The 15,705-nt window shown below is 45.0% G+C and carries 17 protein-coding genes; 14 read left to right on the top strand and 3 right to left on the bottom strand.

The genetic code is table 11. The annotated features are described in order from the left end of the window. Window positions 1-240: 240 nt before the first annotated feature. From paaA to B3J29_RS00305, 11 genes are all read left to right on the top strand, one after another. Window positions 241-1,185: a 1,2-phenylacetyl-CoA epoxidase subunit PaaA gene (paaA, locus tag B3J29_RS00255; protein WP_286964115.1), complete on the top strand. Its 945-nt coding sequence runs from the start codon at window positions 241-243 to the stop codon at window positions 1,183-1,185. Between the two features lie 28 nt (window positions 1,186-1,213). Then, complete coding sequence (gene paaB / locus B3J29_RS00260; protein WP_034586837.1) at window positions 1,214-1,501, top strand: 1,2-phenylacetyl-CoA epoxidase subunit PaaB; 288 nt, start codon at window positions 1,214-1,216, stop codon at window positions 1,499-1,501. 16 nt (window positions 1,502-1,517) lie between these two features. Then, complete coding sequence (gene paaC / locus B3J29_RS00265; protein ID WP_286964116.1) at window positions 1,518-2,273, top strand: 1,2-phenylacetyl-CoA epoxidase subunit PaaC; 756 nt, start codon at window positions 1,518-1,520, stop codon at window positions 2,271-2,273. A gap of 28 nt (window positions 2,274-2,301) precedes the next feature. Beyond that, complete coding sequence (gene paaD, locus B3J29_RS00270; RefSeq protein ID WP_286964117.1) at window positions 2,302-2,802, top strand: 1,2-phenylacetyl-CoA epoxidase subunit PaaD; 501 nt, start codon at window positions 2,302-2,304, stop codon at window positions 2,800-2,802. A gap of 65 nt (window positions 2,803-2,867) precedes the next feature. After that, window positions 2,868-3,926: a 1,2-phenylacetyl-CoA epoxidase subunit PaaE gene (gene paaE, locus B3J29_RS00275; RefSeq protein WP_286964118.1), complete on the top strand. Its 1,059-nt coding sequence runs from the start codon at window positions 2,868-2,870 to the stop codon at window positions 3,924-3,926. A 63-nt stretch (window positions 3,927-3,989) separates the two neighbouring features. Beyond that, window positions 3,990-4,781: a 2-(1,2-epoxy-1,2-dihydrophenyl)acetyl-CoA isomerase PaaG gene (gene paaG / locus B3J29_RS00280; protein ID WP_004783368.1), complete on the top strand. Its 792-nt coding sequence runs from the start codon at window positions 3,990-3,992 to the stop codon at window positions 4,779-4,781. Window positions 4,782-5,222: 441 nt separating this feature from the next. Beyond that, a complete protein-coding gene (gene pcaF, locus B3J29_RS00285; protein WP_286964119.1) occupies window positions 5,223-6,434 on the top strand; it encodes a 3-oxoadipyl-CoA thiolase in 1,212 nt (403 codons plus the stop codon). Between the two features lie 58 nt (window positions 6,435-6,492). Continuing rightward, a complete protein-coding gene (paaK, locus tag B3J29_RS00290) occupies window positions 6,493-7,785 on the top strand; it encodes a phenylacetate--CoA ligase PaaK (protein ID WP_286964121.1) in 1,293 nt (430 codons plus the stop codon). A gap of 60 nt (window positions 7,786-7,845) precedes the next feature. After that, entirely contained in the window at window positions 7,846-8,787 is a 942-nt protein-coding gene (paaX, locus tag B3J29_RS00295; protein ID WP_159123525.1) for a phenylacetic acid degradation operon negative regulatory protein PaaX, read from the top strand. Between the two features lie 42 nt (window positions 8,788-8,829). Next, window positions 8,830-9,429 carry a gamma carbonic anhydrase family protein gene (locus B3J29_RS00300; protein ID WP_286964123.1) on the top strand — a complete coding sequence of 200 codons (600 nt, stop codon included), beginning with the start codon at window positions 8,830-8,832 and terminating at the stop codon, window positions 9,427-9,429. A 143-nt stretch (window positions 9,430-9,572) separates the two neighbouring features. Next, a complete protein-coding gene (locus B3J29_RS00305) occupies window positions 9,573-10,352 on the top strand; it encodes a class I SAM-dependent methyltransferase (protein ID WP_286964125.1) in 780 nt (259 codons plus the stop codon). 55 nt (window positions 10,353-10,407) lie between these two features. On the opposite strand, the gene B3J29_RS00310 is transcribed toward B3J29_RS00305, so the two are convergent. Then, window positions 10,408-11,217: a cytochrome C assembly family protein gene (locus B3J29_RS00310; protein ID WP_004783358.1), complete on the bottom strand. Its 810-nt coding sequence runs from the start codon at window positions 11,215-11,217 to the stop codon at window positions 10,408-10,410. A 138-nt stretch (window positions 11,218-11,355) separates the two neighbouring features. On the opposite strand from B3J29_RS00310, the gene ffh reads away from it, so the two are divergent. The 3 genes from ffh to B3J29_RS00325 all read left to right on the top strand — a co-directional run bounded on the left by ffh (window position 11,356) and on the right by B3J29_RS00325 (window position 14,234). Continuing rightward, window positions 11,356-12,762, top strand: coding sequence for a signal recognition particle protein (gene ffh / locus B3J29_RS00315; RefSeq protein ID WP_004783356.1), 1,407 nt, complete (start codon window positions 11,356-11,358; stop codon window positions 12,760-12,762). A 159-nt stretch (window positions 12,763-12,921) separates the two neighbouring features. After that, window positions 12,922-13,497: an RBBP9/YdeN family alpha/beta hydrolase gene (locus B3J29_RS00320; RefSeq protein WP_208462110.1), complete on the top strand. Its 576-nt coding sequence runs from the start codon at window positions 12,922-12,924 to the stop codon at window positions 13,495-13,497. A gap of 131 nt (window positions 13,498-13,628) precedes the next feature. Then, window positions 13,629-14,234, top strand: a complete 606-nt coding sequence (locus tag B3J29_RS00325; protein ID WP_286964127.1) for an RBBP9/YdeN family alpha/beta hydrolase — start codon at window positions 13,629-13,631, stop codon at window positions 14,232-14,234. Here the strand turns inward: B3J29_RS00325 and B3J29_RS00330 are convergent. Continuing rightward, window positions 14,188-14,928 (bottom strand): type III pantothenate kinase, encoded by a 741-nt coding sequence (locus B3J29_RS00330; protein WP_286964129.1) that lies wholly within the window; start codon window positions 14,926-14,928, stop codon window positions 14,188-14,190. The genes B3J29_RS00325 and B3J29_RS00330 overlap by 47 nt on opposite strands. 14 nt (window positions 14,929-14,942) lie before the next feature. After that, window positions 14,943-15,698 carry a biotin--[acetyl-CoA-carboxylase] ligase gene (locus tag B3J29_RS00335; RefSeq protein WP_286964130.1) on the bottom strand — a complete coding sequence of 252 codons (756 nt, stop codon included), beginning with the start codon at window positions 15,696-15,698 and terminating at the stop codon, window positions 14,943-14,945. Window positions 15,699-15,705 lie beyond the last annotated feature (7 nt).

A 15,705-nucleotide genomic window follows, 5' to 3' on the forward strand; every position in this document is an offset into this window, starting at 1 on the left:
GTTGTTGAGTTTATTTTTGCTTTTGATGTTTCATAAATTGCAATCAAAAAGCTTAGATGTCAATCATAATCCGCAAACAAAAAAGTAACTTTCATGTAATTAAAAATTTAAAAATATTAAAAACAATAACTTAGTTTAAAATGCTTTTTAAAAATATATGATACTCAAAAAATAGTATTGATTTTATATTTGTATCGTTTTAATTTGAGTGTATCAGCACTTGGGATAAGTGAGACAAACATGAATAAGCAACAACAAACATTCGATCAGAAGATAGAGCAGGACATTTCTATTGAAGCGAAGGACTGGATGCCGGATGCCTATAGAAAGACCCTGATCCGCCAGATTGGCCAGCATGGGCATTCAGAAGTGATTGGCATGCTGCCAGAAGGTAACTGGATTACCCGTGCACCGACTTTGAAACGTAAAGCGGTATTGCTGGCCAAAGTGCAAGATGAAGCAGGGCATGGCCTATACCTCTACAGTGCAGCAGAAACGCTTGGTGCAGACCGTGATGACATGATGGAAAAGCTGATTGCTGGCCGCATGAAATACTCATCCATTTTTAACTATCCAACCTTGACCTGGGCAGATGTTGCTGCGATTGGCTGGCTGGTAGATGGGGCAGCAATCGTCAACCAGGTGGCACTGTGTCGTACCTCTTATGGTCCTTATGCACGTGCCATGGTGCGTATCTGTAAAGAAGAAAGTTTCCACCAGCGTCAAGGCTTTGAAGCCATGATGCAACTGGCACAAGGTACGCCAGAACAGAAACAGATGGCACAGGATGCAGTGAACCGTTTCTGGTGGCCAGCATTAATGATGTTTGGTCCAAGTGACGACAACTCTCCAAACAGTGCACAAAGCATGCAGTGGAAAATCAAATTATTCAGTAATGATGCATTGCGTCAGAAATTTGTCGACAACACCGTACCGCAAGTATTGCAGCTTGGCCTGACTGTGCCGGACCCAGACCTGAAGTTTAATGAAGAAACAGGCCACTATGAATTTGGCGAAGTGAACTGGGATGAGTTCTTTGATGTACTGGCAGGCAAAGGTCCATGTAACCATGAACGTATCGAAGCACGTCGCAAGGCTTGGGAAGAGGGCAAGTGGGTGCGTGATTCGGCGGCAGTTTATGCCAGCAAGCAACAGCAGCAGTCAGACAATAGAAAAATTGCCTAAAGCAACGGAATAGCACAAGGATATGCAAATGAACAAGAATAACTGGTCTTTATACGAAGTATTTATTCGCAGCAAACAGGGTCTGAGCCACCGCCATGTCGGCAGCCTGCGTGCCCCTGATGATGAAATTGCCCTGCAAAATGCCCGTGATGTCTATACCCGCCGCAATGAAGGTGTAAGTATCTGGGTAGTGAAATCTGAACTGATTACCTCATCTCAACCAGATGAAAAACCAGAGTTTTTTGATCCTTCACTGAACAAGGTCTACCGTCATCCGACCTTCTATCACATTCCAGATGGCATCGAGCACATGTAAGGTGGAGGGCAGAGCAATGACGAATCAGGTATTAGCACAATTTTTACTGCATGTTGGCGACAGCCAGCTCATCCTTTCACACCGTCTGGCAGAATGGTGCGGTCATGCACCTGAGCTGGAGCTAGATATTGCATTGGCAAATATTGGTTTGGACCTGTTGGGTCAGGCACGTAACGCACTGAGTCTGGCCGGTGAAATTGAAGGAAAAGGTCGTGATGAAGACAAACTGGCCTATTTCCGTACCGAGCGTGAATACCGCAATTTGCTGTTGAGTGAACAGCCAAATGGTGACTTTGGTCAAACCATCGTACGTCAGTGGTTGATGGATCATTACCATGCTTTGCTGTTTGCAGCACTCAGCAATAGCAAGAATGAAGACATTTCTTCATTCGCCATCAAGTCCCTGAAAGAAGTGAAATACCATTTGCGTTTTTCCACTTCATGGATGGAACTCCTGAGCTTAGGTACAGCAGAAGCTCATGAAAAAATCCAAAATGGTCTGAACCAGCTGTGGCGTTTTACCGAAGAGCTGTTCAGTCTGACTGCAGATGAACGTCAGCTGGTAGATGCCCACCTGATTCCTGATCTGGAACTGCTGAAACCGAAATGGCTGGAAACCATATCTGCCGAGCTGCAACGTTTTGAACTGAGCCTACCAGAAAGCGGTGCTTATCGTAGCGGTGCCAAGCAGGGACTGCATACCGAACATCTGGGTTATGTACTGGCGGAACTGCAATATATGCAGCGCAGCTATCCAGGCATGAACTGGTAAATCCAGCACATCACAGGGAGTGAGTGGCATGAACTTGATTAGACATGTAGAAGATCAATGCTGGGAGGTTCTGGCACAGGTTTCCGATCCGGAAATCCCAGTCCTGTCGGTCCTTGACCTGGGCATGATTCGCGGGGTGGAGATCAACCCGCAGGATGAAATCATCGTCCGATTGACCCCCACCTATAGTGGCTGTCCGGCAACCGATCTGCTCAAAGCGGAAATCACCCAGGCATTTGCAGCACATGAGCTGACGCCGGTCAAAGTTGAGGTCGATCTGTCAGAAGCATGGACCACCGACTGGATGAGTGAGGAAGGCAAACAGAAACTGCAGCAATATGGCATTGCCCCGCCCAAAGGTGGTTCAAACAGCTGCGGTACCCATGTCGCACTTAGTGATGGTATCCAGTGTCCACATTGTCATAGCCACCACACCCGATTACTCAGTGAATTCAGTTCAACCGCTTGCAAGGCGCTGTACAAATGTCAGGAATGCCTGGAGCCGTTTGACTATTTTAAATGTATTTAAGGGCTTAAGCGCACAAGCCATAACAATAAAGCGTGAGATCGCCACAGCTTAAGAAGGATTTTGAAATGAGCCAGTTTATTCCGTTAACCATTAAATCGATTCAGCCTCAGACTGAACAGGCAATTTGCATTGCTTTTGAACTGAGTCTAGAACATGCCGAGAGCTTTCAGTATCAGCCGGGCCAACACTTGACCATCCGTCACATGACAGAACAGGAAGAATTGCGCCGTTGCTATTCGATCTGTAGCGATAGTGATGAAGACATGAGTATTGCGATCAAGAAAATTGATCAGGGCCAGTTCTCGACCTGGGCGAATGAAAACCTGAAAGTCGGCGATGTACTAGAAGTGATGCCACCACAAGGTGTGTTTTTCCAGAAAGCGGCCAAGGCTGGTGGCAAACACTATCTGGGCTTTGCTGCAGGCAGTGGCATTACGCCAATCCTGTCTATTGCCAAAGCAGTTTTGAACCGTCAGAAAGATGCCACTTTTACCTTGGTTTATGGTAACCGTTCCTGGAAACAGACCATGTTCTCTGAACAGATCATGGATCTGAAAGACCGTTTTAAAGAGCGTCTACAGCTGATCAATATTTTCTCGCGAGAATTGAATGACAGCGAGATTTTTAATGGTCGTATTGATGCAGAAAAACTGCAGCAGCTGTTTCAGGCAGGCCTGATTCCAGCAGAAACCGATCACTGCTTTGCCTGTGGTCCTGAAGAAATGATGAATGCGGTCGAAACCGTATTGCCAACCCTCGGGATTGAACGCAGCAAAATTCACACCGAACGCTTTAATACCGGGACTGCACCAAAAGCCTCTACACAGCAGATCGAAAGCCGTACTGAGGAAAAGGTCAACATCGTTCTGGATGGTCGTGAGCTGATCATTGAAGTATCCAAGCAGGATGACAGTATTCTGGATGCTGCTTTACGTGCTGGAGCAGATCTACCTTATGCCTGCAAGGGCGGGGTATGCGCAACCTGTAAATGTAAGGTGTTGCAAGGTGAAGTGGAAATGGCAATCAACTATAGCCTGGAAGAAGAAGAAATCCAGAAAGGTTATGTGCTGAGCTGTCAGGCGCGTCCAACCACTCAAAATGTTCGTCTCAGTTTTGATGAGTAAAGATTTTAAATTAAGCACCATGCAAATAAATGCATGAACTCAATAGAACTTAAAAGGTGTGTAATGGATTACCAAACAATTATTGTCGAAGAAAAAAATGCAGTGGGCTACCTGACTTTTAACCGTCCAAAACAGCTCAACAGTTTTAATGAAACCATGCATCAGGAAGTATCTTCTGTCGTAAAACGCTGGGCGCAAGATTCAGCAATTCGCGCTGTAGTGATTTCTGCAGAAGGTCGTGGTTTCTGTGCTGGTCAGGACCTGAACGATCGTGTGGTTGATCCAAATGCTGATGCGCCAGATCTGGGGCTATCGATTGAAAAATACTATAACCCACTGATTAAACTGATTACTGAAATGCCAAAACCGGTAATCTGTGCCGTGAATGGCGTGGCAGCGGGTGCAGGTGCCAATATTGCACTGGCTTGTGACATCGTGGTAGCAGCGAAATCTGCTTCATTTATTCAGGCTTTTTGCCGTCTTGGTCTGGTGCCAGATTCAGGGGGTACCTGGTTCCTGCCACGTCTGGTTGGCCGTGCTCAAGCAATGGGTCTGGCGATGCTGGGTGACAAAATCTCGGCTGAACGTGCGCTGCAACTCGGCATGATCTGGCAGGTAGTTGAAGATGATCAGTTAAAGGCAGAAGCTGAAAAAATGGCTGAACATCTGGCGACTCAGCCGACTTATGGTCTATCCCTGATCAAGAAAGCGATTCATGCCGCCGCAGACAATAATCTGGATGAGCAACTGATTCTGGAGCGGGATCTGCAACGTCTGGCAGGCCGTTCCAGTGATTATCGTGAGGGCGTTCAGGCCTTTATGCAAAAACGCACACCACAATATAAGGGCTGCTAAATCTGCCGGAGATGGATTTGACTCGGCTTAAAGTTGTGCGATTTTTTCCTTTCAGTTATAGCTTAGCAACTTGGTCGAGTTGAATTATTCCTGATAGGTATGAATGTGATACCTATTTGATCTGATGGTTAGCTAGGTCCTATGTTATATGTTGTATTACTCTGATAGTAAATGAAATCTGAAAACATGGGTTTACGTAATATTTTTCTAATCAAGCTATTGATATGTAATTTGTTTTTATTTTATTTATTCAGATAAATGATTCGGGTGAGTAAATAGAAATTAATATGACAAAAATTTACAAACATTAAAAAATATGTATCGTATTTTTGGTGAAGAGTGATACAACCTGGTATATATTGAACTAAGTAGATAGCGCTAGGATAGGCGCAACAAGTACCGCCAACAGACTAAGGTAGGGCGAGCTAAGGAACAAGAACGATGGAACATGTTTATATTTTTGACGGTATTCGTACCCCAATTGGTCGTTACGCAGGTGGTTTGAGCAGTATTCGTGTCGATGACCTTGCTGCTTTGCCGATCCAGTATTTAAAACAGCAGCATCCCAACCTACCATGGGCAGAAGTTGATGAAGTGATTTTAGGCTGTGCTAATCAGGCCGGTGAAGATAATCGTAATGTCGCACGTATGGCAGCACTTCTGGCTGGATTGCCGGAAAGCGTACCTGCCATTACTGTAAATCGCCTCTGTGCCTCTGGTCTGGATGCGGTCGGTCTGGCAGCACGTGCAATTAAATCTGGTGAAGCACAGTTTGTAGTGGCCGGTGGCGTAGAATCCATGAGCCGTGCACCATTTGTACAATCCAAGCCCACCACAGCATTTAGCCGTACTCCTGAAATTTATGACACCACCATTGGCTGGCGTTTTATCAATCCAAAATTCAAGGCAGGTTTCGGCGTAGATAGCATGCCGGAAACGGCAGAAAACGTAGCTGAAAAATATCAGATTAATCGTGAAGATCAGGATCTTTTCGCTTATCGCAGTCAGCAAAAAACTGCACAGGCACAGCAGAATGGTATTTTTCAGGCAGAAATCCTGCCAGTAGAAATCAAAGGTGCTAAAGGTTCTACTCAGGTGATTGCTGAAGATGAGCATCCACGTGCCGATACTACTTTAGAAAAGTTATCTTCTTTAAAAGCGCCATTCCGCAAGGAAGGTGGGTCGGTAACTGCGGGTAATGCGTCTGGTGTCAATGACGGTGCAGCCTGTGTGCTACTGGGTAACAAATATTTTGCAGAACAATATGGACTGAAACCATTGGTACGGGTAGTAGGAATTGCCAGTGCAGGAGTGGAACCACGTTATATGGGTGTCGGTCCAGTGCCCGCAGTGCAGAAAGTATTAAAGCAGACAAACTTAAGTCTGGAACAGATGGATGTGATCGAACTGAATGAAGCCTTTGCCGCACAGGCGCTTGCAGTGCTACGTGAGCTAGGCCTTCAGGATGATGATCCACGAGTCAATCCAAACGGTGGTGCTATTGCCCTTGGACATCCACTCGGAATGAGCGGTACACGACTGGTGATTACCGCCATGAAAGAATTACAACGCAAGCAAGGAAAATATGCCCTTTGTACCATGTGTGTCGGTGTTGGACAGGGTGTCGCACTGATTCTGGAAAATGTGGCTTAAGGACTGAATCAAAAGAGAAATCATCAGCAGTCAGGATGACTGCAGCAGGAGCAAGAATATGAATAACAATGCAATGGAACAGATTGAAACCGCTTCAGTAGATGAATTACGTAGCCTGCAATTGGAACGTATGAAAAAAACGCTGCAGCATGCTTATCAGAACAGTACGGTTTACAAGAAAAAATTTGATGAAGCCGGTGCCCATCCGGATGATCTAAAATCACTGGATGATCTGGCAAAATTCCCGTTCACCACCAAGCAGGATCTGCGCGAAAACTATCCATTTGGCATGTTTGCTGTGCCTCAGGAGCAGATTGTCCGTGTACATGCTTCTTCAGGCACGACAGGTCAGCCGACTGTAGTCGGTTATACCCAGAATGACATTAATACCTGGTCAGATGTGGTGGCACGCTCGTTACGTGCAGCCGGACTCAGTAGTAAAGATACGATTCAGGTATCTTATGGTTACGGCTTGTTTACTGGTGGCCTAGGTGCACATTATGGCGTAGAACGTCTGGGTGCCACCGTAATTCCAATGTCAGGTGGCCAAACTGATAAGCAGGCACAGCTGATTCATGATTTCAAGCCAACAGCTTTAATGGTCACGCCATCTTATTGTCTGAACATTATTGAGTGTCTGGAGAAAAAATTCGGGACTGCCAAGGACTGTTCAATCAAGACCGGGATCTTTGGTGCGGAACCTTGGACCAATGAAATGCGTCGTGAAATTGAAGAGCGTCTGGGTATTGATGCACTGGATATTTATGGCCTGTCTGAAGTGATGGGGCCAGGTGTGGCGATGGAATGTCTGGAATCTAAAGATGGACCTACCATTTGGGAAGATCACTTCTATCCTGAAATTATCCATCCGGAAACTGGTGAAGTATTACCTGATGGTGAATTAGGTGAACTGGTATTTACCACTATTACCAAAGAAGGTATGCCGGTGATTCGTTACCGTACCCGTGATCTGACACGCTTATTGCCAGGTACAGCACGTACCATGCGTCGTATGGATAAGATTGTCGGTCGCAGTGATGACATGATGATTATTCGTGGTGTGAATGTGTTCCCATCACAAATTGAAGAGCAAATCCTGCATATTCCGCAGCTTATTCCAAATTATCAGATTCAGATTTGTAAACAGGGTCACCTGGATACATTGCATATTCGTACCGAAATGCGTAAAGATAATGCTATAAATATGACACATCAATTGGCAAATCAGTTAAAAGTCCAAATCAAGACCATGGTGGGGATTAGTGTCAGTGTGGAAGTTTTACCGGAAGGTAGCTTGCCACGTTCTGAAGGTAAGGCTCAGCGGGTGTTTGATATCCGAAAGTCCGCTTAAATACGTCTGGATGACAGGCTCAGGTCTGTCATCCGGCTTTGATAAGGTAAATTGAACGTAATGAATCCGAAATTAAAACAAGTAATTGATGATTTCATTCAGAATGAGACCCTCAGTGGAACCTCATTGGTAATGACGATTTTTGGTGACAGCATTTATCACCGTGGGGGAGTCATTAGTCTTGCCAGCCTGATTCAGCTGATGGATGTATTTGGCTTCAATGAGCGTTCTGTGCGTACCGCTGTATTCCGTCTGGTACAAAATGGCTGGCTGAGTTCAGAAAAGATTGGCCGCACCAGTTATTACCGTATTACCGAAAGCAGCCGTCAGCGTTTTATTACCGCAGACCAAAAGATTTACAGCTTCCAGCATAATGAATGGGACCAGAAATGGGATCTAGTTCTGCTCAGTTCAGTTGAACTGGAAAATAAACAGACACTGAAAAAAGAACTGGAATGGTTGGGCTTTGCCAATATCGCGACCAATGTCATGGCCTATCCGGGGTGTGATCAGCAGAAACTGCAAAACCTGTTACTGAATAACAAGATGACCGATCAGGTCGTAGTGTTTCGTGCTGAAACTTTACAGCTTTGGCAGGAATCTTATCCAACCATTAAACGCATGGTTGAGACTAACTGGCCAATCCCGGAACTGCATCAGCGTTATGAAAAATTTATTAGCGATTTCCGCGAGTTTTTCTATCTGGTGGAAAATGAAGAGGAACTGGATCCAGTACAAGCCTTTCAGATTCGTATCCTGCTGATCCATCAATATCGCCGTATTTTACTGAAAGACCCGAATCTGCCATTTGAACTGTTGCCAACAGACTGGTTGTCACTGATTGCGCGTAATTTAAGTACCAATCTGTATCAGGCAGTATTTGCAGCAGGAGATGAGTTTTTCCTGGAGACTGCCCGGACAGCGGAAGGCCTTATGCCACCTGCACATCCACAATTTTATAAACGTTTTGGTGGCTTAAAGCAGCCGGAATTGACTTTTTAATATTTTAAAAAATCATGAATGTAATAGCTCAAGGAGGAGTCTATGCCATGTTATGCGATTGATGGGGTAATTCCTGTCGTCAGCCCTGAAGCTTATGTCCATCCTACGGCTGTGCTGATTGGTGATGTGATTATTGAAGCCGGAGTTTATATTGGTCCATTTGCTTCACTACGTGCCGATTTTGGCCGGATTCATATCCAGAAAAATGCCAATGTACAGGATTCCTGTACTATTCATGGATTTCCGGACAGTGTGACCTTGGTTGAAGAATATGGCCATGTTGGTCATGGTGCCATTCTGCATGGCTGTGTGGTACGAAAAAATGCCTTGATCGGTATGAATAGCGTGATTCTGGATGAGGCCGAAATCGGGGAGAATGTCATTGTTGGGGCCAACAGTACAGTTAAGGCTAAATTCAAAGTACCAGCAAATAATCTGGTACTTGGCAGTCCGGCGAAAGTAGTTCGTCCTTTAGAAGAAAAAGAAATTGCCTGGAAAAGCCATGGCACCGAGCAATATATCCAGCTCACTGCACGTTGCTTGAATACCCTGCAGGAAGTAGAAGCTTTAAGCGAAGATTCCGCAGAGCGACGTGGTTATCAGAACTTTAAAGCGGATTATCAGATCAAGCAGAATAGTTAAACTCGCTGATTTTTTTTTAAACTTTAGATAATTAAAATATGCTAATTTTTTAGTTTTAAAAATTATTGGAAATGAAACCAAATTACTATTGTCGCCTTTCCGGATCAAGCTAAGCTGTTAGAAAACGGGTCAGGAAAGTGCAGATGAAAAGTCGGGAATTTAAAGACCATTTCTCCCAGCAGTCTCAAGATTATGCCTTGTTTCGCCCGCATTATCCGGACACTTTGGGGAAGATACTGGCAAAGCTATCACCGAGTACCAAATTGGCTCTAGACGTCGGCTGTGGCTCAGGACAGTTTTCAGAGGTTTTGGCGCATTATTTTGATCAGGTCATTGCCATTGATGCGAGTAGTGAACAGCTTGCCCAAGCCAAATCTCATCCGAAAATTCAATATCATCAGGCCTTAGCCGAAGAAATCCCATGTGTTGGCCAGAGTGTAGATCTGATTTCAGTCGTACAAGCTGCCCATTGGCTGGATTTGGATAAGTTCTATACGGAGGTTCGCCGTATTGCAAAACCCAATGCTATTCTGGCTCTTATTAGTTATGGGGTATTCAGCATCGATGAAGAACATCTAAATCATTATTTCAGACATTTTTATGAAGTGACCATTGCGCCCTATTGGGCACCTGAACGCCGCCATGTTGATGAAGGATACAAAAATCTGCCATTTCCATTTCATGAAATTGCTGTACAGCCGCCGGTATTACAAGTCGAGTGGAACTTTTACCAACTGATAGGCTATATGAGCACTTGGTCAGCCGTAAAAGCAGCCACTCAGGCACTCGGACATAATCCGCTGAATATACTGGCAGATGCCTTATTGCCAGAATGGGAAGATCCGGAATTGCCCCGGGTAGTGAGCTGGCCCCTATCTGTACGGGTAGGGAAAGTGAATCCAGATAAAGAAAAGGATAATTAAATAAAAAGCCCAGTCTTAGCTGAGCTTTTGTAATATCGATCGAGGATCAATCACTTTATTTGTTTAATAGCATTTCCAGCACAAACTTGGAACCGATAAAACCAAGCGCCAGCAGGCCAAACCCAAGCAAGGTAAAACGAACTGCTTTCTGGCCACGCCAGCCAAATTTCCAGTGTCCAATCAGTAATGCACCATAAACCAGCCAGGACACAATACTAAAGGCAGTCTTATGGGCCAGATGCTGGGCAAAGAAATTATCGATGGTAAAGAAGCCGAAACCCAATGCCAGTGTCAGTAAAATGAAACCGGTCATCAGCATATCGAACAATAAAGATTCCATATCTTGATAGGATGGCAACAGATTCACCCAAACCCGACGTTTCTGTTTCTTCTTCAGTTCACGGTCCTGAAACCGCAAAATCACGGCCTGAATCGTCGCCATCAATAACACAGCGTAAGCAGATAGGGACAAGATAATATGAATATCCAGACCCAGGGAATTCTGTGCAATGACTTTCGCTGGCTGGGTGAAACTAAAACCGAGGATCAGGCCGGTCGCAGCGACGGGAATACCAATCAGGTTTAGCGCAATAATCGGCCGATAGGTACTGTAAATGATACTCAGCAGTAGCATTAGCCCTGAAGTAAAGGAAAGTAAGGCAAATACATCATAATTCATCCCCATCGGGGTATACATGTCACCTGATAAAACCAAAGCATGGAGTACCAGTCCAACTAAAGCTGTTAAGCCGACAAACCATTGATTTGGAGTACGTTTAGTCATTAAATGAATGAACAGATACCAAAAAGAAGAGGTATAAGCGATTAATGCTAAGATCGTGTAAACCAAGGGTAGGCTAAGCATGTCAAACCTTTTTAAGGGTGATGAATATTCATTTATATAAATTCAGTGCGAACTACAGTATCCTATAGCATTCTATGCATAAATTTTCTATTTTAAGAAACAATTTTTTGCTACTGGCTATTTTAAGCGGATTTTGCAATGTTTGATACCTTAACAGAACGACTCACGCAGAGTTTAAGAAATGTTACTGGCTCAGGGCAGCTAACCGAAGACAATATTAAAGATACGTTACGTGAAGTACGTATGGCACTTCTTGAAGCCGACGTTGCGTTACCTGTAACTCGTGAATTTATCGCGAAAGTTAAGGAAGAAGCATTAGGCCAGGAAGTGATGACTCAGTTATCACCAGGGCAAGCTTTCGTCAAAATCGTCTATGACGAATTGACCAAAATGATGGGCGAGGCCAATGAAAGCCTTGACCTTGCAGCGAAACCACCGGTGGTGGTACTGCTTGCCGGTTTGCAGGGTGCGGGTAAAACCACGACTGCAGCCAAACTTGCACGCTTCCTGCAAGAGCGTCAAAAGAAAAAAGTAGCCATGGTATCTGCCGACGTTTATCGTCCGGCCGCGATCAAGCAGTTACAGACAGTGGCTGGCGAAGTTGGCGCGATTTTCCTTGAATCGAGTGCTACTGAAAAGCCAATCAGCATCGTTAATCGTGCAATTGAACAGGCAAAAATCCAGTTTGCTGATGTGTTGATTGTCGATACCGCAGGTCGTCTGCATATCGATGACGATATGATGGAAGAGATTAAAGAGCTGCATGCAGCGATTAATCCGACTGAAACCCTGTTCGTGGTTGATGCCATGACCGGTCAGGATGCGGCAAATACAGCCAAAGCATTTAACGATGCGCTTCCTTTGACAGGTGTGATCCTGACTAAAACTGATGGTGATGCGCGTGGTGGTGCAGCACTGTCTGTTCGTGCGATTACTGGCAAACCAATCAAGTTCCTCGGTATGGGTGAAAAACTGGATGCGCTTGAGCCATTCCATCCGGAACGTGTGGCACAGCGTATTCTGGGCATGGGTGACGTGCTTTCTTTGGTCGAAGAAGTTGAACGCAAAATCGACAAAGAAAAAGCCGAGAAAATGGCGAAGAAATTGCAGAAAGGCGGTAGCTTCAACTTTGAAGATATGCTGATGCAATTCGAGCAGATGAACAAGATGGGCGGCATGATGGGCTTCCTGGACAAACTTCCAGGCATGAGCAATTCTGGTATTCAAGATGCGATTGCGCAGGCAAATCCTGAAAAGCAAGTGAAGAAAATGGAAGCGATTATCCAGTCGATGACTATCAAGGAACGTCGTAACCCTGACCTGATGAATCCAAGCCGTAAAAAGCGTATTGCAGCAGGTTGCGGTATGGAAGTCTCAGAAGTCAACAAGCTGATCAAACAGCATGCGCAAATGGCGAAGATGATGAAGAAATTTGCCAATCCGTCGGGTATGGCAAAAATGATGAAATCACTGAGCGGTCTGCAAAAACAGTTTGGTGGCGGTGGTGGCATGGGCCCACTGTTCGGCGGCAACGACAAAAAATAAATGTTTTAAGTAAGAAAGGCGCGTATAGCGCCTTTTTTATTGTCTGTATTTTCTTTTATATCTGGTTTAAACAAAACAACATTTGCTTACCCAAATTTCCAGAAAAATCAGGCAGACTCGAAAACATTCGAAATAAAATAATACAGAAGGATGTTTCTAATGACTCAAGTGATTGTGGTGCATGGCTATACCGCAAGTCCTGAAGAAAACTGGTTTCCATGGATTCAGGAAAAAGCCCAGCAGGAACATGTCAGCTTGAAAGTACTCAGACTTGACCCGTCAACTACGCCAAAACTGGAGGTTTGGGAACAGCAAATGCGTGAACAGATTGACGGGATTGACGAAAATAGTATTTTTATTGCACATAGCTTGGGATGTCTGGCTGCATTACATTATTTAAGTCGCGAATTAAAAAATCAGAGAATCAAACAACTGGTATTAGTGGCCGGTTTTAATGGCAGACTGGGACGTCTGGAAGAAGTTAATCCGTTCATTGACGCGGCTGAAGTGGATTTTGATTTGCTGAAACGTCAGATTGATGAACGTGTAGTGATTTATTCGGAAGGTGATGATCGGGTTCAGCCTGACTTTAGTCTGGAGCAGGCAGAGAGTTTGGATGCAATCGTAATCTGTGCCGAGCATCAAGGGCATTTCATTAATTCGCAAGGCTGTACTGAACTGCCGGAAGTCTGGCGAGTGATTCAGCCTCATCTGATCCAATCTTCCACTGAATAGAGGGGTGATTACCGGGGTGGTTTAATAGGTAGGATGAAATTAAATAAGGAATATTGAATTTCATCCACTAATAATTAAAAACTTAACTTTTAGTCGGAGCATTTTGCTCTCAATATAATAAGTACAATGCTATGAAAAATATAACTAAGAAAGTCTATATCGTGCCTGACTATCAGGCGACCTCAAATGACCACTGGTATCCATGGTTGAGCCGGCAGATCAAAGACGCAGGGTTCGAGGCCAAACGGATCATGCTGGCCAATCCTTTTCAACCTGATCTGGAAGAATGGCAACACAACCTGAAACTGCAGATTCCGCATCTGGATGAGCATAGTTTCATTGTTGCGCATGGCTTGGGTGGCTTAAGTGCTCTAAAGTTTCTTGAAGAACACTATAGCCGTACACAATTGAAAATTGGCGGACTCATGTTAGTCGCAGCTTTTGATACATCACTGGTGGCCTGGTCGGAACTGAACAAAATGGTACAGGCAGTAAAATTAGATCTGAACAATTTATCACATGGTGCCAAACGCTTTGTAATGCTGCTTTCCAGCAATGATCCTTATGTGCCTGCACCGATTTCGCTGCGTTTGGGCCATAGCTTGAATGCACAGATTTTTGAAATCAAAAATGCAGGGCATTTTAACAAACTGGATGGCTATGCAGATTTTTCAAAGTTACTCGAGCTCCTCAAACTGTGTCTGGCAAATGATCTGCAAAATGCTGCAGGCCTTTAAGCAATAAATCGGGTTCAATCACAGGCTGAAACCGTTCGAGATGCTGGGCAAACAGCACAGCATCTCCACCAGTCAGGATCAGCTGCGCCGGAAAGTCTTGCAGTACTTTTTCAATGGTGCTGAGCAGACCGAATAAAATGCCATGATGCACGGCGTCAATGGTATTGCGCCCAGGACTGAGTTCATCGAAAGCCGCATCCGGGATTTTAATGCCTTTGGTATTCTGGATCAGGGAATCGCGCTGTAAATACAGATTCGGCAGGATATAACCACCGAGATGTTTCTGACCTTGGGCTAGATCAATGGTCAGGGCAGTCCCACAGCTAATCACACAATAATTTTTCTCAGCTGACTTGGCAACGGCCAGCACCTGCAACCAGCGGTCGATCCCAAGCTGTGAAGGATCATCATAGCCACAGATCAGACCGGCATAGCGTGCCTGTACCTTGGCAAAAACTACAGGAATGTTCAGGCAGGTCAGAATCGATTGAATTCGGGTATTATTTGCTTTGTCCAGCACGGAAGAAATCCCGACCTGATGCAAGCCCAAACTCTTAAAATGCTGAATCAAGCCAAGAAGTAAGTCGGCAGGGGATTGCAAATGCATTTCCGCGGCATGCTCAATGATCTGGTTCTGCTCCGTAATCCAGTACTTGAGTCGTGTATTGCCGATATCCAACCATAGTTTTTTCATTGAGTTAAGCCTGTTCAGCCGCCGTTTTTAAGACGGAGTTGCCCCTGATAAAATGTCTGCGTACCTGCATCCGTTTCAATAATGACTGCACCATCGTCCTGAATGCCGAGGAAAGTTCCGGAATATTGGCCTTGAATATCGGTAAATTCAACTGTTTGCTGGAAAAATGCAGCATATTGGTTAAACCGTGCTGGTAGATTCTGACTGCCGTAATTAAACCATTCACCCGCTTGCTGAATGGCGAGATACAACTCGGCAATCAGATCTACACGTGAAGCATGCGGTAGTCCCAATTCAGTCAGAGAGGTGACCTGCTGGTCTGGAATGCTTTCCATGAGTGGGCTGATATTGATCCCGACACCGACCACCACCTGTTGGGTCGAAATCGGTTCAATCAGAATGCCGCCCCATTTCCCTTGCAGGCTGTACAGGTCATTGGGCCATTTCACTTGCAAGTCCAGTCCTTTTAGACTTGGCATTTGCAGGATATTTAATGCAATTTCCAGCGCCAGACGACCATCGATTGCTTTTTGTGTATGCAGCAATGTGCTTAAATAGATGTTCCCCTCAGGAGAAATCCACTGACGTTGACGCTGTCCACGTCCCTGGGTTTGCACGCGGCTACACACCAGTACCTGTTGTACCCCTTTGGTTGCCAGTTCCCGGACATCGTCATTGGTCGATGTGGTAATGGGCTTGATCAGCAACACTTCAGGAAGCTGGCCTGCTTGACTTAAACGTTGCTGCAGTTCGCGAGTTTCTACATCCATTTGAATC

Origin of the sequence: Acinetobacter sp. UBA5984, from assembly GCF_002429925.1 — a bacterium.
GTDB classification, from domain to species: Bacteria; Pseudomonadota; Gammaproteobacteria; order Pseudomonadales; family Moraxellaceae; genus Acinetobacter; species Acinetobacter variabilis.